The sequence below is a fragment of the Alishewanella sp. HL-SH05 genome (assembly GCF_052655985.1).
Genome location: NZ_CP199753.1, coordinates 3455641 through 3478459 on the forward strand (window position 1 = coordinate 3455641; position 22819 = coordinate 3478459).

At 46.5% G+C, this 22819-nt stretch carries 15 protein-coding genes and 1 tRNA gene; 8 read left to right on the forward strand and 8 right to left on the reverse strand.

Annotated elements, in window-relative coordinates:
* Positions 1–56: 56 nt before the first annotated feature.
* The 6 genes from ACUJFL_RS15880 to ACUJFL_RS15905 form a co-directional block, all read right to left on the reverse strand.
* The gene (locus ACUJFL_RS15880) at positions 57–3299 is read right to left on the reverse strand and encodes a DEAD/DEAH box helicase (RefSeq protein WP_445427978.1); all 3243 of its coding nucleotides are present in this window, start codon (positions 3297–3299) and stop codon (positions 57–59) included.
* Positions 3296–4093 (reverse strand): hypothetical protein, encoded by a 798-nt coding sequence (locus ACUJFL_RS15885; RefSeq protein ID WP_445427979.1) that lies wholly within the window; start codon positions 4091–4093, stop codon positions 3296–3298. The genes ACUJFL_RS15880 and ACUJFL_RS15885 overlap by 4 nt, the downstream gene beginning before the upstream one ends.
* Entirely contained in the window at positions 4093–5244 is a 1152-nt protein-coding gene (locus ACUJFL_RS15890) for a restriction endonuclease subunit S (protein WP_445427980.1), read from the reverse strand. The genes ACUJFL_RS15885 and ACUJFL_RS15890 overlap by 1 nt, the downstream gene beginning before the upstream one ends.
* Complete coding sequence (locus ACUJFL_RS15895) at positions 5241–6815, reverse strand: N-6 DNA methylase (protein WP_445427981.1); 1575 nt, start codon at positions 6813–6815, stop codon at positions 5241–5243. The genes ACUJFL_RS15890 and ACUJFL_RS15895 overlap by 4 nt, the downstream gene beginning before the upstream one ends.
* Positions 6816–6835: 20 nt before the next feature.
* Entirely contained in the window at positions 6836–9226 is a 2391-nt protein-coding gene (hsdR, locus tag ACUJFL_RS15900; protein ID WP_445427982.1) for an EcoAI/FtnUII family type I restriction enzme subunit R, read from the reverse strand.
* 160 nt (positions 9227–9386) lie between these two features.
* Positions 9387–9473, reverse strand: a tRNA-Leu gene (locus ACUJFL_RS15905).
* Positions 9474–10097: 624 nt separating this feature from the next.
* On the opposite strand from ACUJFL_RS15905, the gene ACUJFL_RS15910 reads away from it, so the two are divergent.
* Positions 10098–10601, forward strand: a complete 504-nt coding sequence (locus ACUJFL_RS15910; protein ID WP_445425456.1) for an RDD family protein — start codon at positions 10098–10100, stop codon at positions 10599–10601.
* Here the strand turns inward: ACUJFL_RS15910 and lptG are convergent.
* Both lptG and lptF read right to left on the reverse strand, forming a co-directional pair.
* Positions 10598–11665: an LPS export ABC transporter permease LptG gene (lptG, locus tag ACUJFL_RS15915; protein WP_445425457.1), complete on the reverse strand. Its 1068-nt coding sequence runs from the start codon at positions 11663–11665 to the stop codon at positions 10598–10600. The two genes, ACUJFL_RS15910 and lptG, sit on opposite strands and share 4 nt — an antisense overlap.
* A gap of 1 nt (position 11666) precedes the next feature.
* Complete coding sequence (gene lptF / locus ACUJFL_RS15920) at positions 11667–12770, reverse strand: LPS export ABC transporter permease LptF (protein ID WP_226751766.1); 1104 nt, start codon at positions 12768–12770, stop codon at positions 11667–11669.
* A gap of 214 nt (positions 12771–12984) precedes the next feature.
* Between lptF and pepA the strand changes: the two genes are divergently transcribed.
* The 7 genes from pepA to ACUJFL_RS15955 all read left to right on the forward strand — a co-directional run bounded on the left by pepA (position 12985) and on the right by ACUJFL_RS15955 (position 22713).
* The gene (pepA, locus tag ACUJFL_RS15925) at positions 12985–14493 is read left to right on the forward strand and encodes a leucyl aminopeptidase (protein ID WP_226751765.1); all 1509 of its coding nucleotides are present in this window, start codon (positions 12985–12987) and stop codon (positions 14491–14493) included.
* Positions 14493–14957 (forward strand): DNA polymerase III subunit chi, encoded by a 465-nt coding sequence (locus ACUJFL_RS15930; RefSeq protein ID WP_445427983.1) that lies wholly within the window; start codon positions 14493–14495, stop codon positions 14955–14957. Before pepA ends, ACUJFL_RS15930 begins: the two co-directional genes overlap by 1 nt.
* A 17-nt stretch (positions 14958–14974) precedes the next feature.
* Positions 14975–17833: a valine--tRNA ligase gene (locus ACUJFL_RS15935; protein ID WP_445427984.1), complete on the forward strand. Its 2859-nt coding sequence runs from the start codon at positions 14975–14977 to the stop codon at positions 17831–17833.
* 291 nt (positions 17834–18124) lie between these two features.
* Positions 18125–19624, forward strand: coding sequence for a Na+/H+ antiporter NhaC family protein (locus ACUJFL_RS15940; RefSeq protein WP_445427985.1), 1500 nt, complete (start codon positions 18125–18127; stop codon positions 19622–19624).
* Positions 19625–19892: 268 nt separating this feature from the next.
* Entirely contained in the window at positions 19893–20234 is a 342-nt protein-coding gene (locus ACUJFL_RS15945; RefSeq protein ID WP_226751761.1) for a PadR family transcriptional regulator, read from the forward strand.
* 2 nt (positions 20235–20236) lie between these two features.
* Complete coding sequence (locus ACUJFL_RS15950; protein ID WP_445427986.1) at positions 20237–21184, forward strand: HAAS signaling domain-containing protein; 948 nt, start codon at positions 20237–20239, stop codon at positions 21182–21184.
* Positions 21185–21624: 440 nt separating this feature from the next.
* A complete protein-coding gene (locus tag ACUJFL_RS15955) occupies positions 21625–22713 on the forward strand; it encodes a DUF3083 family protein (protein WP_445427987.1) in 1089 nt (362 codons plus the stop codon).
* Positions 22714–22819 lie beyond the last annotated feature (106 nt).

Here is a 22819-nt window from a genome sequence, read left to right on the forward strand (position 1 = left end):
CATTATTAGTTTACGAAGATTAATTATAAATATTGAATTAACGTATCAGCATTAACTCATATTTCTCCAGACAACTTCTTCCAAACTCTCAGGTAGTCTACTCCAGACAATTTTGAATGTGCTGGTTTCAACCTCTCCCAATCATCAGTTCTGAGTGACTTTAAATATTCACTAGCTTTGCGAGAAGATAAGACGACTTCTTTTCGGCTTGCTAATTGCGCCTTAAAATCATCCCCGACTCGCTCAGCAATACTTCTTGGAACACTATTCATTCGCATCAAAACAGCTTCTTCGGTTTTTACGCCGTGGTACAGCATTGCCGGAAGATTATTGAACTTGCGTTTTTCTTCTTCAGTCATGACATCAAAATCAAGCCCTGAAGTTGGCATTTTGCTTAATGCCGACAATCCCCAAGCACCATTGTTAGCCAAATCTCTATAGACTGCTTTACAAGCTTTCGAAATTTGGTCTGTCAGGTTGTCACCTTTGAAGTAAGTCTTGGCTATGTGTTCGATGGAGCTACCCGTCACCCAAGCCTGAGTAATATCAGCAAGTTTCCGATGACTGTTGCCCTCGCCTTTACTGATCTCTCGCAAGCTCTCTTGTAATTGCGGAACCCGCAGCATAATCCCCATCAAGCTTGGCAGCACAGACTTCGATTTATCGCCAAACAGACTCGAAGGCTCCCAATCTGCAAGCGTTAACTTGTTTTCAAGGTTATTCAAATCCAATAAAGTTGAACGAACGCCCTCAGGAGAGAAGCCTGTAACATCAGCAAGAGAAGCATTTTCTGGATGCTCAGCTAACTTTCTAACATACCCTTTAGTAGCTTCAAGAAGCGCATCGGCTTTCTCTTGCGAGGCTTTATCAGCTTTAGCGCGAAGAGAACCAAACCCGTAGGTATTTCGCAGTAATTGTTCTGCTTCACCAATTACTGCGTCCAAGTTACGTTTTTCATTCCATAAATGAGCGATATAGCTTCTGAAGTCTGCCCATTGTTCTTGCTGCATAACCCAAGATAAGTTCGCTAACTCCCCCGCAGCTTGAAGATCATCCAGCATTCCTTCTAGGCGGGAAACTAACGATGCGGTTGCATCACTAACATATTTCCGGATCTCATTTGGCTGTGCACCTGCTGCAATACCGATAACGCCTACGCTATCATGGCCGATACGCCCAGCTCGACCCGCTAGGTTCCAAAATGCCCGATGCGACATTTCATTGCCGTAAGGCAATTTTCTCGTCGCAAGAAAAACAGATGAAACAGGGAAGTTAAGCCCTTGTGCTATGGTTGTCGTCGCGCACATCACTCGAACATGGCCAGCTTCTGTAAGCCACTCGATTAATGAAAGCGCCTCAGCGGGTAAACCTGCATGATGCACAACAACACCTTTTGACAGCATATCAATTAGCTCAAAGTCCTCACTAATCTCAGCCGCAAGAAAACGCTGAACCAGTTTAATGTCTTCATGCACCTGAACTAAAGGTTCAAGCTCTTCGGCAACTTTACGAGCAATACTCCAAGCATCTGGAATTGTCTGCGCTACAGCAATACTGGTACCACGCTTTGAGAAAACCTTAGCCATAGCAACAGCCTGTGTTGCGAGCCCCTTAGCGCTAGAGTACGTCAGTTTTTGCAGAGGGCGGTTACCATCTACATTGTGGATTCCTTTAAGTTGAATCGTACGTTGAGTGGTCGTCAACGTTTCAAAACTTAAATTCCAATCACCACGTTTTTCACCTTTATGAATATCAAATAGACCAACAATTCTCTCATTCGGTTGCCAAGCAGAGGTGCCCAAGCTGATGCTTCGGCCACGATCAGCGGCTAGCCATTGAGCTAAATCGTTAGCATTCGGAACAAATGGCATCAATAGTAAGAAGTTTGCCCGAGGTGATTCTTGCTTAATCGTTGCAAGCAGAAGTTCAATGCGTAAGCCACGAGACTCATCTTCAATATTGTGAGCTTCATCCATTACAACCAAGGCCAATGGGCGCGCGACTTTTTTGTTTCTCATCACCAATTGAAGTTTTTCAGGTGTTGCAACCAAAACCTGAAAAGCACGTGCTTCACCCAAAAGCGCTTCTTCAAAAGCATCAACTTCAATCGCGCCAGTTAACGGCTCAACTTGAATACCTAATGGGCCAAAATCTTCACGTAATCGTCGGGTAATTTGAGAAACCAAAGCGCGAGTTGGCGCAACATAGGCCACCCAACCATCATCCTGATCAAACTGATTCAGCGCTTGCAACATGCGGAACTGTGCCAGCGCTGTTTTACCACCGGATGTAGGCAAATCAACAATTACCGCTCTGCTGGCTTGATCGAGTAAACCTTGCTCTTGCAGTGCAGCTCGTTGCGGCGGTAACAGTTCAAATAAGCTCTTGTGCTTAGTCACATGGGAAACAAAGCGTGTCACACGGGAGTTAACCGTATGCGCCACCCACCATAAAGAGCCAGCGACCATTTTTCGGCTTGCGACATGTAACCAGCGTAAAATCATTTCGAGCTGCGGGTCTTTAGAGGTTTGTGCCGCTTTTTGCGCCGCTTCAAAATGCTGATCTAATTGCGCATCTATCGCTACTGGTTCGCCTTGCAGCATGTACACAGCCAAACGCTCTGTTGCTTTGGCCCAATGATAAAGCGCCACTAAACGCATGGCTATGCTTTGCGCCTCTGCACCTTGGGTTTGTTCTAGTAACGCTTTTTCGTAGTTTGCTTGATCGTTTCGTAAACCAAGCACAATCTCTGAAATCTGATCTAAGTCATCCCAGCGGTTTTTACGTAGTAGTCGCAACCAGCAATCAAAAATTCGGTAAAGCAGACGCTTATCCCAAGTAACACCAGCCACACTGGGTACTGCTACTGTACTGTTCTGCTCTTCAAACCATCGACGTAAATCGGTCCAGCGATCGGCGCAATACGCCAAACCCGACACATGCAACACATGAAACAAGCGCGCCTCATTGTCACTCGGTACGGGTAACACACGATAAAGCCCGAACGCTCGAAACGCGCCAGCTTGTGCAAGCTCACGAATATTTTTATTGTCCTGATTGGCAACAGGGTGCAACAAAGCGCCAATGCCTTCGATCGCGGCCAACTCATACGCTGTTGCTAATTGCTCTAACAAGTCACTGTCAAACTCAGTTGCCGCATGTTCGAGTAGATTACCCAGCGCCACATCAACCAAGCGCCGTTCCGCCATTTCCATAGCCGTATCACGCCGCTCAGCGCTAATGGACTGAACAGCCCAATGCTGATCTACCTGTAGTAAGTGCTCTTGTGAAAGCGTCATGACGCCTCCTGCATAGCCGCTTTAGCACGAGCAGACAGCGCACCAATCATGTTTAGGGGAAGGTATAAAGCGTACATTTCAATATCAGTTTGCACTGGACAATCGGCCGCCAGTGCTTTTGCTCGGCCAGCAATATCAGAAGCGCTTGGGGCAATATCGCGCACCAAAACACCATAAACAGCAACGTCCGTTGTGTTCGAGCTCAAATAGCGTTTGGCAGCGCTTTTAAACATCGGTTCCCAAGGTGCTCGCACCGCATGGAGTCCTAAATAACGTAAGAGAGCATCTTTTACTTGGCGATTATCTCGTAGCCCAAACAATTGGGTACCCAAGCTGGTCATCACGCTTGGCGGCGCTTTGTTCTCTTCAGACGTTTTTACTTCACCAAACGCAAAACGGTAGGGAAGCTCAGCATCGTTTACAGGTTGAAATCCAGTCAAATCGCACCCTGCTGGGCTGGCGTTCGGGTTTTTAAGATCACGCCCTGTGGGCCACGGAAACACGCAATTGCCTTTATCTGCCACAAAGGCTTCGGCAATGGCTTCGCCTACTCGCCAATTATCTGGCACGGTTTCATCGATCAGCGCTTGGCGTAAACCCTCTTGCTCAAATTCCGTGCTCACAACACTGCCAAGTAACTCCTGGAGCTCATCATTGCCTGCGGTATCTTGCAAAATATGCTTTACGGGGCCAGCTAACATCTCGCTCACTTGCTCGTCCTGATAAGACAAGCCATGAGCAATAACAGGCTGGGTGCCAGCATCATAAGCAAGCGTCGGTGCAGGCATAGACATTAAACCAATTCTCCCTTAAACGCTTTATCTAAAATTGAAGGCATCAGAGCCTCTAACTCAGTTGCATTTTCTGATTGAGCTTGTTTAATATTTTCAACATAGCTTTGCAGTTGATTAAACCAAAGCTGCTTATCGTAATCGGGTACAGGAACCTCGATATTTTCAAGCTTCTTAAGTCCTAAAGTTCTATTCCTTCCAGCACCTCCAGGAGATGCTGCTTGTATTTTCTCTAACCCCTCAGTCGTTAGAAAATAAAAGCAAAGGAAATCGGCTGTCACCACTCCTGATTTAGGTAAACACGTTATAAAACGATGCGAACCGACACGACCTTCGTCTTCTTTTTTAACAACCGCGATCGCACCTTCCCAAGCAAAAACATTACTGAACACCAAGTCACCGGGAACCATTTGGTACAGCTTTTTGGTGCCAACGTCCATTCCGTCAAGAATAGGCTTGTGGAAAGTACCGTTACCAAAACAACGCACACCAAGCTCTGGGTACTCCGCGTTCACATCGATCTCAACTTTACGGCGCTCAAGAGGTGCCACTTTCGACATCGGCTTGTAGACAGCGCCTTCAATAATTTTATGGAAGGCACTACTCAGAATTGCTTGCGCATCATCTAACAATGATGATCTAAGAAGCTTAATCTCTTCAAGTTTGCCCAGTGCGAAGTCAACTTTGTCAACGACTACCTTTTGGACAGCTATATCAGGGAGGGGAATTTCGATATTAAAGAACCGTGGTTCTTTAAGACGCACTCGATTTGTCGTCCCTTCACTCGCCCTTTTACACGCATCAACAAAAAAGTGGGTTTTGCTAATTAGCTCAAGATACCTAGGTAAAATCTTATTCTCTTTAGGTGTATAGACAGGAAAATCATTTGTAACCACAGCACCATCAAGGTTTTTTGGAACGAGTCCACACGCGCCATGCCTCGCATCAATTCGAGAAATAATGAATTGCCCTTCTGAAACAGAAAGTCGACGAGACGACCCAATTTCACTGCCTATTTTGGTTCCTCGCAAGTTCACGCCTTTACCCCAAAGCCTAACTGTGACTTCGCTATACTCTTTGTCAGGCTGCACTTCGATCCAGTTTTCTGATTTATCGAGCACTGAACCTAATTTCTTAAGGGGCCAAACGCTCATTGTTTTAAACCTTGTGATAGTAAATCAGCAATTTCATCAATTAGATCAGTAACTTTTCGCTCTTTTTTCGCCATGCTTGCTAACAACTCTTGAGGGTTTTTATATTCCATCGCCTCAAGACTATTTGGGTTCTTAATATCTAAGTTAACTGAAACCAACTTACCGCTATCGTCATATTGAATAACGTCTTGTGCTTTCACTGACCAAGCTTGGGCGTTTTCCACACGGCTAGCCCACCACTGTAAGCAGTCTTCGAATTCGAAGTACTCCATTGGTTTAGTCTTGGTGTATTTTTTTCTGCCTTCTGGTGTCGATATTTGGTAATACCAAATATCGTCTGTTGGGCCAGAACGATCGAAGAAGAGTAAGTTGCCTGCAATATCGGTATAAGGCGCGAATACCCCTTCCGGCAAACGAACAATGGTATGCAGATTAAAGTTCTTTAACAGCTCTTCTTTAATGCGTGCGCTGATACCATCACTGAATAACGTGCCATTTGGGACAACAACCGCGGCGCGGCCACCATTGTCTGAACCATGACCGGGGCGCTTGAGTTTACGCATGATCAATTGAAGGAACAGCATTGCGGTTTCGGCGGTTTGCATGTCTTCTGGGAAGTTACCAAGAATGCCTTTTTCTTCCTCACCACCAAAAGGTGGGTTAGTTAAGATCACATCCACACGATCTTTGTCGCCCATCTCTCGTAGTGGAAAACGCAGGCTATTTTCTGGGTCAATTCTTGGGTATTCCAAACCATGCAGTAACAGGTTCATTTGTACCAACAGGTAAGGCAACGATTTGGCTTCACCGCCAAAGATACTGCTTTCTTGCAATACTTCGCGGTCTTCGACTGTTTTACACTGGCGCTCTAGGTGTTCGAACGCTTCAACCAAAAAACCACCCGTGCCACAGGCTGGGTCCAATACGGACTCACCCAACTGCGGGTCCATCACCTCAACCATAAAGCGAACCACTGGACGCGGAGTATAAAACTCGCCGGAATCGCCAGCAGCATCGCGCATTTCACGCAACATGGTTTCGTATAAGCGGCTTAAGGTGTGCATCTCTTCAGATGAATTGAAATGAATGCCGTTTATTTTGTCGACGACATCACGTAACAAATATCCGTTGATCATGCGGTTTTGCATACCTTTAAACACGGTCGCAATCACATCTCTGCGATCACCGCCGTTGTCACCTTGCAGGCTACGTAAGTAGGCAAACAAACCTATGCCACGGGTACCATCAGGTCGCATTGCTTCATCATTGTTAATAAAGGCAATCAGCTCGTCGCCGGTGATACCACCTTCAATTGCAGCCCAGTCTCGCCAGCGGTATGGCGCTTCGATGGCTGGCTGAAAAACTTTTCCTTCTAGCACAGCTTCGGTTTCTCGCATTTGTTCTAAGTCGTCGAGAAACTTCAAAAACATGATCCAAGTTAGCATTGGCAGGCGATCGAGGTCGCCATTTAAGCCTTTGTCTTTACGCATGATTTGCCGAGACGATTTAACAATCGCACCTAATTGCTGGGCGGTGGTCATCTGCTGATCTGCTTTCTTTGTTCGTGCCATAAATCGTATCGTCACTTCTGTTATTGCTGGCTATAGAGCAGCGTTTGTAATTGGTCCACGGCGGTTTTCATTTGCAATGCACCGCCAAAGAGATTGGCTATTTCCATCACATTGCCATATTCAGAAATGGGCGGTACCTGAAGCGAATCCGGAATACTGAATTGCTTGGGGCCGTGGTCGGTATATTTGTCCAGTAAAGACGTTAAGATCGCTCGGGCCTCTGGGCCGTACTGATCAAAAAAGTCCGGTTTGTTTTTCTTCAAGTAGTCAGCGCGCTCTTTTCTGGTTCGCAGCGGTACGTTAAATGCTATGTGACAAAGTAAATCCAATGGATCTGCATCGGTTTTACCTGACTCTGCGGCCAAATCATCAAACTGGATCCCGCGTTCTTGTAATTCGAGAATGATCTCTTCTCTCTTTAACGGATTAGCCCAGCTATCTTTTAGTTCGTCCAGTGAGGAAAATAGGGTCTTTACCTTTTCTGCGGTGTAGTCGGTATATTGGATGACGCGAAGCTGTTTACCGTCTTCGTCTAGCTCATAGACCAAATGAGACGTAATTTTAACGCTGCCACCGTCTACGTAGTACTTTCTCGGTTCGTGCTCCTCTTCATCATCAGCGCCTTCACCTTCACTATTCACTTCGTATTCACCGGTCTCTTCAGCAACCTCTAACTCTTCAATCTCTGGTGTTAAAGAGTCATCAACCACTTCTTCACCGTCTTTATCAATCACCACTTCATCTTCAATTTCTGGGTAACCGTCAAAGTCAGGATCAGCAAAATTTTGTGTGGCGGAGCCGGTATAATCAATGATGTTGAACCACAGCTTGCCGTAATCTTCGCGCAGGCGAGTACCACGGCCAACAATTTGCTTGAACTCACTCATTGAGTTCACAACACGCGCAAGCACAACATTTTTACAGGTTGGCGCATCGACCCCCGTTGTTAATAGCTGTGAAGTGGTCAGTATCACTGGAGTACTGGTTTCCAACTCTTGAAAACGACTGAGGTGCCCTTTGCCAATTTTCCCTTCTTCTGATGTCACACGTGCAACGTAATCAGGATGCTTGCGTGAAAGGTCAGAATTCAAGTTATTAAGCGCCCGACGCATTTCATCGGCGTGTTCTTGGTCGACACAAAACACTATCGTTTTTGCAAAGCGATCGGTTCGCTTCATAAAGTCAGTTAAATGCTTAGCAAACGCATCTGTTCGAGCCTTTAACGCAATAACGCGCTCAAAGTCCTTGGTGTGGTATTCACCATCTGGGATTTCTCGTCCAAAGCGGTCTACATCGCCTTTGCTGGGTCGCCAACCTGCCGCATCGACTTCCGAAATAACTCGGTGTACGCGGTATGGCGCAAGAAATCCGTCATCAATACCTTGGCGCAAACTGTAGGTGTAAATTGGGTTGCCAAAATAACGATAAGTATCGCGGTTATCTTCACGCAGCGGCGTCGCCGTCATACCGATTTGAAAGGCTGGCTCAAAATACTCTAGAATTTCGCGCCAGTTACTGTTGTCGCGGGCACTGCCTCGGTGACATTCATCAATGATAATTAGATCAAAGAAGTCTTGCGGAAATTCTTTATACAAGCCTGGACGACGCTCATCACTGGCAATGGATTGATAGATCGCAAAATAAATTTCACGACTTTTAACAACTTTGCCGCCTTCAATTTTGTGCCTGGCATCACCAAACGGGGTAAATGTTTTATCCTTTGGGTCATCTACCAACACATTTCTATCTGCCAAAAATAGAATGCGAGGCTTTCTGTAGTCTCCCGTACGATTCCAGCGAGCACTCCACAGCTTCCAACTAATTTGAAAAGCGACGACAGTCTTACCCGTACCCGTTGCCATCGTAATTAATGAGCGCTTTTTACCTTGAAGCACCGACTGAACTGCCCGGTTTATGGCTATTTGTTGGTAGTAACGCGGGGAGTATCCCGAAACATGGTGGTAAGGGGACAGCAAGGTATCAAGATCTTCATCCTTTAAACCTTCATCGCCACAAAGCCGCTTGAATAACTCATCAGGGGTTGGAAAGCGCGACAATAATTGCTCTTCACCGGTGGTATAGTCAAATTCTAAGATCTCATGACCATTGGTTGAGTAAGCAAACTTTAGCCCTAAGATATCTGCGTAATCTTTTGCCTGTTGCATCCCTTGGCCGACAGGGCTGTTTTCAGGTTTCGCCTCAACAACGGCAATAGGAAAGTCGCGAGTGTACTTAAGTAAATAATCAGCTCGCTTTTGCTCCCCACGTTGAACTTTACTGCCCTTAAACTGAACACGACCATCGGTAAATGTGTACTGTTCAGTTATTGCGCTAGGATTGTTTTCCCATCCAGACTCTTTGAGCTTTGGCGTCACATAGACCCGGCAAGTATCTGCTTCGTTTAAGGCCACTTTACTATCCTTGATACTAAGACCAAAATGGTCTTTTATTCCGAAACTTTATGAAAGAAACTCAATGCCAATAATGTAAACTTGTCATTTAGGGTACACAAAGTCAATCGGTCATATTCACAAAAACAGTATTTTATACAAGTAAGTACTAATGCGGTATTGGTGCCTAGGGCCGGACTCGAACCGGCACGTTATTTCTAACGGTGGATTTTGAATCCACTGCGTCTACCAATTTCGCCACCCAGGCATTTGAGAGGACTTTATTTCTTGTAACTAAGCTAGTTACAGAGCTTCACAAAACTTCACAAGCGATTTTATGCGCTTTTGAATTTTTAACTTTATACTAATCAGATACTTATGTCTACCACTATCTTAGACGCGTTGCATTTTGAATCCGCTGCGTCTACCGATTTCGCCACCCAGGCATTGAGAGGACTTGCAAACAGTATGCAGCTTGGCAACTGTTTTTAAAACTTTTGAACTGTAGACGTTTCAAGAGTTTAAAAATCTAATTTAAAAGCCTAACGGTAAAGTTAACTAACTTGTACAAGGCATTAAATTAAAGTTCTCGCATTATACGATGCGCGGCTGACTGTGCAAGTGCTTTATGCGGTTTATTGTATAAGCCTGATGCATTTGCTTATTTTTACAGCAAGATTATAACCGAGTGGCTAAGCATCCTAAAGATTGCACGCCAACATACACTTAAGTGTCACTGGCGGCTAATGCGATCTTGTCAGCGCAAGGCTCGGTAAAAAGCCGTTCATCTGTGCACACTCGCTAAAAAGCGACCGACTAAATAAACGCGCGTCTTTAGCTTGCTTTCAGTGTCATGCTAAACTTGCAACTTCAGCTTAAAAGGAAACCTTATATGTACGCTAATGCGCCAAGAGCGGGCTTTGCCCGTCGTCTCTCTGCGATTATTTATGATGTTTTAATCTTGTGCGCGCTGGTGATGCTTGCAGCAGGGATCGCTATGTTGCTGGTGCAACTGCTGGTATGGGGTGCCATTGTGTCGATTGAAGGCTATGCTGACATTGCCGATTATTTAAATAGCAGTTGGCGTCGCTGGGTCTACCTTGGCTATTTTGTTGCCATCATATTAGGCTTTTATGTGTACTTTTGGTCTAAAGCGGGGCAAACCTTAGGCATGCGCGCTTGGCGCATGTTATTAGTAACAGATGCTGGCGAACCTTTATCGCTGCTACAAGCGTTAAGTCGTGCCTTGTTATCGCTAGGCGGCTTTGGAAATATTTGGTTATGGTTGCGTTGGGGTAAAGGTTTGGCTCTGCAAGATCAGTTTACGGGCACACAAATGATCGTATTAACCAAAGAGCAAAGCAAAGCGCTGAATCTTCACGACACAGCGCGTTAAATTTTTTGGCGCATAAAGTACAGCGAGATCCCGATAAACAATAAACTGGGTATCGCTGCACCGGCTAAGGGCGGTAGTTGATAGACGAGCGCTAAAGGCCCGAACACTTCATTACTCATGTAAAAGCCAAATCCCGTTAAGATCCCTAATAACACCCGCGCGGCCATGGTAACGCTACGTAGCGGACCAAAGATAAACGATAACGCCAATAACAACATGGCCCCCACCGTAACCGGCTGCAGTACCTTACGCCAATAGGCTAATTGGTAACGGCTGGCGTCTTGGCCATTTTGCTGCAAATAATCGACGTACTCTATTAACCCTTGCAGCGATAGCATTTCAGGCTTAACCGTTACCACGCCAAGTTTTTCAGGGGTAAGGGTGGAACGCCAACGTTGGCTTTCTGCTTCAACGCGAATAATTTGCTCAGGCGTAAAATTTAACGCGGTAACCTGCTGTAAACGCCAAGCATCCTCGATGTATACCGCACTGATTGCCGTGATTTTTTGCTGCAAAGCCAGGTTTTCGTCAAATTGGTAAATGGTTATTTCTTGCAAATTACCCACATCATCGACTTCTTTGATATTAACGAAACTATCGCCATCTTTCGCCCAAACGCCTTGGCGGGCAGCAAATAAGTTACCGTCAGAAATCGCTTTTATGCGCAGCTCTCGTGCCGCACGATCACTCACCGGCGCGCCCCATTCTGCAATAGCCATCATCACTAACACCATCAATACCGCTGACTTCATCACCGAACTGATAATATTTAAACGCGATAAACCCGCCGCCTGCATCACCACTAATTCGCTGTTACTGGCCAACATACCTAGGCCAATTAACCCGCCAATCAGTGCTGCCATTGGAAAGAAAATCACCACATCACCCGGTACGCTGTACAAGGTAAACAAGGCGGCATGCACCATGTCGTAGTAACCTCGACCAATAGAGCGCATTTGATCGATAAAACGAAACATGGAGGACAAGCCAATTAACACTGTTAGTGTAAGCACACTGGTCATTAAAATAGTGCGGCCAATATAAAGATCGAGAATTTTCAGCATCTTAACGTCCTGCTAGCCATGCTCGAACCCGCTGAGCACTGGAGCGGTTGCGCAAAATTAACACGGTACCCACCGTCAGCCCAAGTAGATGTAACCACCACATACCCCACTCTGCGGGTATCTTGCCATCTTCAATTGCCGAGCGCGCAATAATCATCAAGGCGTAATAGCCTAAATAAAGTAATAAGGCTGGCAGTAAACGGCCAAACTTGCCTTGGCGTGGATTAACTCGTGCTAAGGGCACAGCAATGAGCGTAAGGATCGGAATAGACAATGGGATAGCAATGCGCCAATGCCATTCGGCAGCCGCTTCGGCGTTATTTTCTTGTAATAACGCTGGGGTGCTAAGACTGCCTAATTTACGGCGGCGCTGTTCTACTTCTTGTTCACGAATTTGCATCAGGTAACTGCCAAACTCGGTGATCTCGTAGGCCGCAGTTTGGCTATCACCGGCATAGCGACGGCCTTGTTGCAACTGCAACATCTGCGCGCCGGTTTGCGGATCTTCTTTTACTGCACCGCTTTGTGCATAAACAATGGCATGGCCAGGGTTTGCTGGATTATCACTGCTTTGCGCCACAAACACCTTAGATAGCGCATTACCCGAACGACTGACATCTTGCACAAAAATCACGGCTTTTTCATTTGAGGTATGCTGAAAACGCCCCGGCACCAACGAAAAAAGCCCCGCATCCGATTCAGCACGTTCCAGTAAGGTATATTCTTGCTCTGTAGCCCATGGGCTCAGATACAGCGTTACCGCACCGGCTAACAGCGCCATCACGAGCGATAACAATAAAGTGAGACGAGTGATATACCATTCACTAACGCCGGTAGCATGCAACACCGTCATTTCACTATCGGCATAAATGCGGCCATAAGCGACTAAAATGCCTAAAAAGGCACTCAACGGCAAAATAATCACGGCTAATTGCGGCAATTTCAGCGCAACAATACTCATGACCAATTGGCCCGGTATTTCACCCTCAGAGGCATCAGCCAAAATCTTCACAAAACGTTGGCTAATGATGATGGTGGTCAAAATTAGAAAGACAGCTAACTGAGAGCGAAAAACTTCACCAATCAGATAACGAAAAATAATCAAAATGCCCCCTAAAAACCTGTCTTTTCACTGGAAAGCTGGTCATTTTTCAGTAAACTTGGTATTTATAGCAATTATTATCGGGCAAAGCGGCTTAAAATCCGAGCTTTTTTATTTATTCTCGGTAAAATTCATTATCACTTTGTAGTCTGCTACTGCCCGCAGTACTTTAATTAGCGACTTATAGTAGCATAGTCTCTTAGAATCAGGAGTAAACATGGAGTTCAGCGTAAAAAGCGGAAGTCCCGAAAAACAACGTAGTGCTTGCATCGTTGTTGGTGTCTATGAACCGCGTCGCCTCTCTGCAGTAGCAGAGCAATTAGATAAAATCAGCGAAGGCTATATCAGCAATTTGCTTCGCCGTGGTGATTTAGAAGGCAAACCAGGGCAGATGCTATTACTGCACCATGTTCCGAATGTACTAAGCGAGCGAGTGCTATTAGTGGGCTGTGGTAAAGAGCGTGAGCTAGACGAGCGCCAGTACCGGCAAATTATCGCCAAAACCATTAGCACCTTGAACGAAACCGGTTCAATGGAAGCCGTCTGCTTTTTATCTGAATTGCATGTGAAAGGCCGTGATACCTACTGGAAAGTGCGTCATGCCGTTGAAACCACACAAGATTGCCTCTATGTGTTTGATCGTTTAAAAAGCAAAAAAGATGAAACACGCCGCCCGCTGCGTAAAATTGTGTTTAACGTACCCACCCGTCGCGATCTGACCATTGGTGAACGTGCGGTAGACCATGGTTTAGCCATTGCTGCCGGTATCAAACAATGTAAAGACGTGGGCAACATGCCTCCGAATATCTGCACACCGGTTTACCTTGCGGAACAGGCTTCTGCCTTACAAAGCCTGTCTGACAAAGTCAGTGTTGAAGTACTGGGTGTAGAGGAAATGAGCGCCCTTGGGATGAACTCTTACTTAGCGGTTGGCCGCGGTTCGGTTAACCAGCCACGTATGTCGGTAATTAAATACAATGGTGCCGGTAACGACAGCGCGCCTGTGGTATTAATTGGTAAAGGTTTAACATTCGACTCGGGTGGTATTAGCTTAAAACCGGGCGATGGCATGGACGAAATGAAGTTTGATATGTGCGGCGCCGCCTCTGTGTTTGGTACCATGCACGCCGTGATCAACTTACAATTGCCGATTAATATCGTGGCGGTGTTAGCCGCCGCTGAAAACATGCCGGATGCCAATGCTTATCGGCCGGGTGATATTCTTACTACGATGTCTGGGCAAACGGTTGAAGTATTAAATACCGACGCCGAAGGCCGTTTAGTATTGTGTGATGCACTCACTTACGTTGAACGCTTCGATCCTGAGCTGGTGATTGATGTGGCCACCTTAACCGGTGCTTGTGTGATTGCACTGGGCAAACACGCTTCTGGCTTACTGAGTAACCACAACCCGCTTGCCCATGAAATCCTCAATGCTTCAGAGCAAAGCGGTGACCGTGCTTGGCGTTTACCGCTGTGGGATGAATATCAAGATCAACTGGAAAGCCCTTTTGCCGACTTCAGCAACTTAGGGGGGCGTGCAGCCGGTACAATTACCGCAGCCTGCTTCCTGTCACGCTTTACACGCAAATATAACTGGGCACACCTTGATATTGCCGGAACTGCTTGGCGTAGTGGCGGTAAAGATAAAGGCTCTACCGGTCGTCCGGTCGCGTTATTAACGCAGTTCCTGATTAACCGTACGGGCAACAATCAGGATCATTAATGACTGTTACGTTTTATGTGCTGGCTGAGCCTGATGGCTCAGCTGAACACACCGCAATCTCAAATGAGCTGTCGCCTGCGCCAGCTCATTTTGCTTTTGCTTGTCAGCTTTGTGCAGATTTGTACCGCGCCAATCAACGCGTTTTTGTATATACTGCCGACCAACAAATGGCCGAACAGCTAGACGAATTACTCTGGCAGTTTGATGCGGAACGTTTTGTGCCGCATAACCTCAGTGGTGAAGGCCCAGCGCGTGGCGCACCCATTGAGATTGGCTGGCAAGCACCACGACAAAGTCGTCAGGTGTTAATCAATTTAACCGACAACATGCCGGAATTTACCCGGCGTTTTGCGCGTGTAATCGAATTTGTTCCGGCAGAAGCGTCGTTAAAAGCGCAAGCCCGGGAACGTTACAAACAATATCGTCAAGCTGGCATCACGCCTGAAACCGTGCAAGCCGACTGAATTTACAGGTATCTCTGATGGAAAAAACCTTCAACCCAAGCGAAATAGAACAGGCCATGTATCAGGCCTGGGAAAGCAAAGGCTATTTTAAACCGAACGGTGATGACCGTGCAGGTAATAACTATTGCATCATGATCCCGCCACCAAACGTTACCGGTAGCCTGCATATGGGGCATGCCTTCCAGCAAACCATTATGGATGCGCTAACACGTTACCAACGCATGCAAGGTAAAAATGCCTTGTGGCAAGTGGGCAGTGATCACGCCGGTATCGCCACGCAAATGGTGGTTGAACGTAAATTAGCCGCAGAAGGTTTGCCAGGCCGCCATGAGCTTGGCCGTGACAAATTTATTGAAAAAATCTGGGAGTGGAAAGCCGAATCAGGTGGCACCATCACCTCGCAAATGCGCCGTTTAGGCAACTCGGTAGACTGGGATCGTGAACGTTTTACCATGGATGCCGGTTTATCCAATGCCGTGCAAGAAGTGTTTGTGCGTTTATACGAAGATGATCTGATCTACCGTGGTAAGCGCTTAGTGAACTGGGATCCGAAACTGCACACGGCTATCTCTGATTTAGAAGTTGAAAACAAAGATCAGAAAGGCCAAATGTGGCACCTGCGCTATCCGTTAGCCGACGGCGCCATGACCGCTGAAGGCAAAACTTATTTAGTGGTGGCCACCACACGCCCAGAAACCATGTTGGGCGATACCGGTGTTGCAGTAAACCCAGACGATCCACGTTATCAAGCGCTGATCGGCAAAGAGATCCTGTTGCCTTTAGTTAATCGTCGCATCCCAATTGTAGCCGACGACCATGCCGATATGGAAAAAGGCACGGGTTGCGTCAAAATTACCCCAGCACATGACTTCAACGACTATGAAGTAGGTAAACGTCATCAATTGCCGATGATCAACATTCTGACTCTCGATGCCATGATCCGCAGCGAAGGCGAATGTTTTTTTACTAATGGTGAAGTTAACCCGGCGCTTAGCGCGCCTATTCCTGCGGAGTTTCAGCAGCTAGAACGTTATGCCGCACGTAAAGCCATTGTTGCGGCTTTTGATGCCGCGGGCTTGCTGGAAAAGGTGGAAGATCATAACAATACCCTGCCCTACGGCGATCGTAGCGGCGTGGTGATTGAGCCGATGCTGACCGATCAATGGTATGTGCGCGCTGCACCGCTGGCGAAAACCGCAGTAGAAGCGGTAGAAAGCGGTCAAATTCAGTTTGTACCAAAACAATATGAAAACATGTATTACAGCTGGATGCGCGATATTCAAGATTGGTGTATCTCGCGCCAACTCTGGTGGGGCCATCGTATTCCCGCTTGGTACGACGCCGACGGTAAAGTCTATGTTGGCCGTAACGAAGCCGAAGTTCGCGCTAAATATCAACTGGCTGACAGCATAGCGCTGCAACAAGATAACGATGTATTAGATACCTGGTTTAGCTCCGCGTTGTGGACCTTCTCTACGCTTGGCTGGCCAGAGCAAACCGATGATTTAAAAACCTTTCATCCGACCGATGTGTTGGTAACCGGTTTTGACATTATTTTCTTCTGGGTAGCACGCATGATCATGATGACCATGCACTTTATCAAAGATGAACAAGGCCAACCGCAAGTACCGTTTAAAACGGTCTATGTTACCGGCCTGATCCGCGATGAAAGCGGCGATAAAATGTCGAAATCCAAAGGCAACGTTATCGATCCATTAGATATGATTGACGGTATTAGCCTGGAAGATTTATTGGCCAAGCGCACCAGTAATATGATGCAACCGCAATTAGCGAAGAAAATTGCTGATCGCACCACGAAACAATTCCCAGAAGGCATCCCCAGCAGCGGCACTGACGCTGTGCGCTTTACCTTAGCCACGTTAGCCTCAACCGGTCGTGATATTAACTGGGATATGAAGCGCTTAGAAGGTTACCGTAACTTCTGCAATAAATTGTGGAACGCCAGCCGTTATGTGTTGATGAATACCGAAGAGCAAGATTGCGGTTTCGGCACTGCAGAGAAAACCCTGTCGCTGGCCGACAAATGGATCTTGGCGCAGTATCAACAAACGGTGAAACAAGTGCGGCATTACTTTGATACCTACCGCTTTGACTTAGCCGCTACGGCCTTGTATGAATTTACTTGGAATCAGTTCTGTGACTGGTATTTAGAACTGACTAAGCCGATTTTATTTAAAGGTAATGAAGCGGAACAGCGTGGTACGCGCCACACCTTGATCACGGTGCTAGAAAGTTTACTGCGTTTAATGCACCCGATCATGCCGTTCATCACCGAAAGCATCTGGCAATCGGTTAAACCGTTGGCCAATATTCAAAGCGACAGCATTATGCTGGCCGCTTACCCTGAATATCAGGCTTACTTAGTCGATGAAACTACACAAGCCGATCTGGAATGGCTAAAAGCCGTGATCACCGCTATCCGTAACGTGCGTGGTGAAATGAACATTTCGCCGAATAAGCCCTTAACGGTTTTATTACGCAACATCTCCACCGAAGAACAGCGCCGTATTGATCAGAACCGTAACTTCCTATTAGTGATGGCAAAACTGGAAAGCTTGGAGTTGTTAGCGCCTGAGCAAAAAGCGCCTGCCAGCGCCGCACAGTTAATTGGTAATATGGATCTGCTGATCCCGATGGCCGGTTTAATTGATAAAGAAGCCGAATTAGGCCGAATTGCTAAGCAGCTGGAAAAAACCGAGCAAGAGCTGTCTCGTGTTGCCGGTAAGCTAAACAACGAAGGCTTTGTTGCCAAAGCACCAGAGGCGGTTTTAGCAAAAGAGCGCGCCAAACAAACTGAGCTAGAGCAAGCCGTTGCCAAGTTACAGCTGCAACAAGCCGAGATCGCTGCGATTTAAGCAACACAGTTAACATGTTAAGCAATACCCACGGCCAGTAACTGGCCGTGGGTATTTTTTTGTTAGCGCTGGTAATTGTACAAGCGCGAGTTTTTGTTATCATGCACAGGTTTGTTTGTATCCTAAACAAACACAATTAGCGTGCTCAGGTAAGAAAGCTTTTACGGTAAGTTTTTCAAGCCACAGCTAATGCTCGCACTGTGACTATCGCTCCGTTGAGTTGTCCATTCTGCTGCAACGGTTCAATACCTTTTTTGCCGGTAAGCCGGACTTTTATACGAGAATAAAAATATGTCAGCAGAAGATACCTTAGGGAGTTTGGCCGAGCCTGTTGCAGCGGCGGTCGAAGCGGCCGCCATTGCGCCAAGTGCGATAAGTTTAATCCCACCTCTTGTTGTTCTAGCCTTTGCCATCTGGTTAAAGCGCCCCATTTTGGCGCTGGTGCTAGGTGCTGCGTCAGGTCTATTATTAATTGGCTCACCACTCGACGCGCTATTTAATTTAGGCGAAACATCTGTTCGCGTGATGCAAGATGAAACCATCGGTTGGCTCATTTTAGTTTGCGGTGGCTTTGGTGCGTTAATTGCGCTGTTGGTGCATACCGGTGGGGCCTTTGCCTTTGGCCGCATGGCGCAGCAATATGCTAAAGGCCGTAAACCGTCCCTGTTCATGACCTACCTATTAGGTTTAATTATTTTTATTGATGATTACCTAAATGCCCTGACTGTCGGTGAAACCATGAAACGGTTAACCGATAAATATAAAGTGTCACGCGAAATGCTGGCCTATGTGGTCGATTCCACCGCAGCCCCCATGTGTGTGTTAGTACCGATCTCAACCTGGGCTATTTTCTTCGGGGGCTTATTAGTTGCCAACGATATTGCGCCAGCTAGCGATCCGAATGGTATTAAAACCTATATCGCGGCCATTCCTTACATGATCTATGCTTGGTTAGCGCTGTTGTTAGTGCCGCTGGTTATTTTAGGCATAGTGCCCTTAGTTGGCCCAATGAAAAAAGCCGAGTTAGCCGCGATGCAAGCAGTGGATACCCCGGTGGACAGCGTGGTCAGTGCCAAAGCACTCGCCAGCAGTGAAGCTAATCACGCCACGGCTACCGGCCAACCACATACGGGTTTTGCCGTAGCATCGTTAGAAGAAGAATTTGATCATGCCGATAAGAACGACGGCAAGTTGATAAACTTCTTATTACCGATGTTGATGCTGATTGGTTTTACCATTTGGTTTGAAGCGGAAATTTGGCCCGCGCTCATTCTAACGTTTATTATCACCATTCCGATGTACATGGCGCAGCGTTTAATGCCGTTTGTGGATATGATGGAGCTAATGATGCATGGTTTTAAAACCATGCTACCGGCTATTTGTACCGTTATCGCTGCCTTTACCTTTAAAGATGTTTGCGATCAACTCGGCTTACCGCTGTATGTGATTGAGAATTTAGCCCCCTACATGACAGCACAAATGCTCCCTGCCTTAGTGTTCGTCGCGATGGCCGTATTAGCTTTTGTCACAGGTTCAAGCTGGGGCATCTTCGCGGTATCAATCCCTATCGTTATGCCATTAGCGATGACTGTCGAGGCGAATATCCCACTGGTGATCGGCGCTCTGCTTTCAGCCAGCTCGTTTGGTAGCCAAGCCTGTTTCTACAGTGACTCTACCGTACTGGCCGCACAAGGCTCAGGCTGTAATTTGATGAGCCACGCGCTAACGCAATTCCCTTATGCGTTAATGGCGGCCATTGCTGCGTTCTTTGGGTTTATCTTACTGGCGTAGGTTTTGACCTAGGCAAAAAACAATAAGGGCGCGTAAAGCGCCTTTATTGTTTTGTACTATGTCTATTTCAGTCGCCAGATAACCCGAGAATACCCTTACACAAACCCAATAATGACCGATTATAGCGTCGTGCAATGGCTGCGCTTATTAAGCAAAGTATAAAAATAAAATCACTTGCAATCTTACTGTGCGTCACCTAGCATATTAACTGTGTACCGCACAGTATGTGCCGTACAGTATCGCCGACATCAACAGAAGGAGCCAGCAGATGACCTTGGCACAACGCGATAAAATGCGCCTAGAGTTACGCCGTGGCGTGCTGGTGTTGGCAGTATTAGCTTCACTTAAACAGGCGCACTATGGCTATTCACTGCGGCAACAGTTACAGCAAGGCGGCATCGACATTGATGAAGGCACCTTATATCCGTTGATCCGGCGGCTAGCTGAGCAAGGTCTACTAGAAAGCGAATGGCAGCAAGCAGAGGGGCGTGAGCGACGTTATTACAAGTTGTCTGCCTTGGGTGCGACCTTGTTACAACAGCTAACGCAAGAGTGGCAAAACCTCAATGGCGCACTGGCTAACTTATTGGTTACTGAGAAGGAGAAATAGTCATGGACTTAGTCACTCGATATATTGCTGCGGTGCAGCGCGAGCTACCGGCGGCGAAACGCGAAGAAATTGCGAGAGAGTTGCAGGCCAATATTATGGATGAACTGGATGCGATAACGGCAGCGCAAGGTGCCTTAAGCGACGCAGATATCAGCCAACTGTTAAAGCAAATGGGCCATCCGCGACAAGTTGCCAGACAGTTTGTACCTGAGCAGCCATTCATTAACGCCAGTTATATGCCCATTTATCGCTATACCTTAACGCTAGTACTCGGGATCTTGTTTTTGATCCAAGTGGTCAAGAGCACTTTTGGCTGGTTATCCTACGCTGATGTCGGTTTGATTAGCTTAGTGTTCAGTATCGCGGCAGGGTGGATTGATGATGCTTGCTTTGCTTTTACTGCCATTACCCTAGGTTATTTTGTCATTTCCAAACAAACCCCTGAACCAGAGCAGAACTGCTGGCAAAACTGGCAGCCGGAAAATTTACCTAGCGCGGGCTTTAGCTGGCAGACGATAGCACTACAAGATATTTTTACTGATTTGGCGAGTTATTTATTTTTACTGGTGGTCATATTTTACCCAATATGGCAAGTTATGGCGCCAGCAGAAACCCCTAGCGTATTGCTCAGCAACGAGGTAAAAACATTGCTACCGTGGTGCACTCCCTTATTGCTGGCGGGTATCTGCAATAGCCTATGGCAATTAAAGCAGCGTATTTGGCAGAAAGCGCTATTGCAGGCGAATATTATCATCAACGCTTTGTTTACCTTAGTAATTCTGTATTTGGCAATGATGTCGCCTTTTTTGCAAATAACCGAACAGCCTTTGTTTGGCATGCTTAGCTCGGCGCAAGTTGAACGTTCAATAACGATAAGTTTAGTTGTGCTAGCGTTATTTCCGGCATGGGAAGTGCTACGTGATAGTTGGCGCTGGCGTCAGTTAAGCTAAAGTGATGCTGAACTAAAACAGTGCGCTCCTATCATGCTGATCAACGGACGCTAGCCAAATTAAAGGTGTAAGCCATTTAGGGTTTAGCTTAAGGGAGCAGCAAAACCTGCTCACTTCATGCAGATGAGCTTTCAACCGCTGAAAAGCGCATCTGCGGCTTGCCACATCACATAGGCTTGAACGTGCGGTTAACAGCAAGTACAAGGTCATCCCGCAGATATTGATATTAGTGCAAATCTCAATGGAAACATGCACCGCTAAACAAGGCAAAATCCGGCCAAGATAGATGGATATCGAGTAAATTGTGGAGCCTTCATAGCTACTTTAAATTAAGCTGAATTTAACCTTAACAAGTCTAAAATAATTACATTAAACATTTCTATATTAACATTGTATTTCTGGTAAAATTGCCGCTAATTTATACACCTGAGGAAACACCTATGCCTGTAAGCTCGCAACACAAAGTTTATTTACCAGCTGAAGCCCGAGATAACCAATATCTCTTAGCTGAATTTGCGTTAACAGACGAACTACTCGCGGCCTTTCCTGCTAGCAACCCAGCAAAACCATTTGAACAGCTTTATCAGCAATTGTCACAGCAGTTTTTTGAACTGGCGGATGCGGCGCAGCTGCACAATGTACACCTGATTGCTAATGGTAAAACCCCGGTGGTGCGCTTTCACCAGGAAGCTTACGTATTACAAACCACTGAACAAATTTTATTTTTCTATAACCCCAGCTATCACGAAGCACAGCACAGCTTTTATGATGCCAGCATCCGAGCAAGAAAAATTTCTTTATTATTTTTAGCCACCGACCAGCCATTACGGGCCAACGCTGCAGCCTTCCACCAAAAAGTCACAACAGTGCTGCAACAGTTGCTGGCTAAGTTAAAAATGACCGAGACAAAAGTAAAAGTGCGTGACCATCAGCATCTTACTTATGATTTGTTTGCCAAGGCCAAAGGCCAGAAAGAAAGTTACGGCTACAAATTACGCTCAATTGGTGCGCGCTATAAAGCACGGCAATGTGAACTACCCGCGCATAATGCGCTTACCTATGTCATCGTCAACTTACCGTTAAGCCGGCGTTTAAAAGAGCAAGTCGCATTGAATTTGCAAAGTGATGCACCCTACTTGCCGCTGTATCAAAAAGTCAGTGACAGCTTTGTCAGCGCCTGTCAGCCCGAGCAATTCAAGCATTTAGCCGTACTCGCGAATGGCTTGTTACCGCTGGTACGCAATAGCCAATTTGATAAAAGCAGCCATGGCACAGAATTACAGATGATTGGTTTTGATCCCAGCGCCCAAGCGGGTCAACTGATCAGCGATTTACAAGGTGATAAATTGGTTGAAATGATGCAATTAGTGATCTTCGCCACGCCAGCCGATCAAACCGATATGGGCTATGGCCGCTTTATGAACCAGGTAGAAGCGGCGTTACATCGCTTTGCCAAAAGCTTAGCACTGCAACCCGAGCGGGACGATCTCACTGTGCGTTTTCATCAGCATATTAGTTATCATCTATAAGTTGGCAATAGCCGTAACCCAGCACCCGCTAAGTTACGGTAGATAAATGCCTACCTCTCTACAGATTAAAATGGGCGCTAACTGCGCCCTTCTCGCTTTTTCTCAT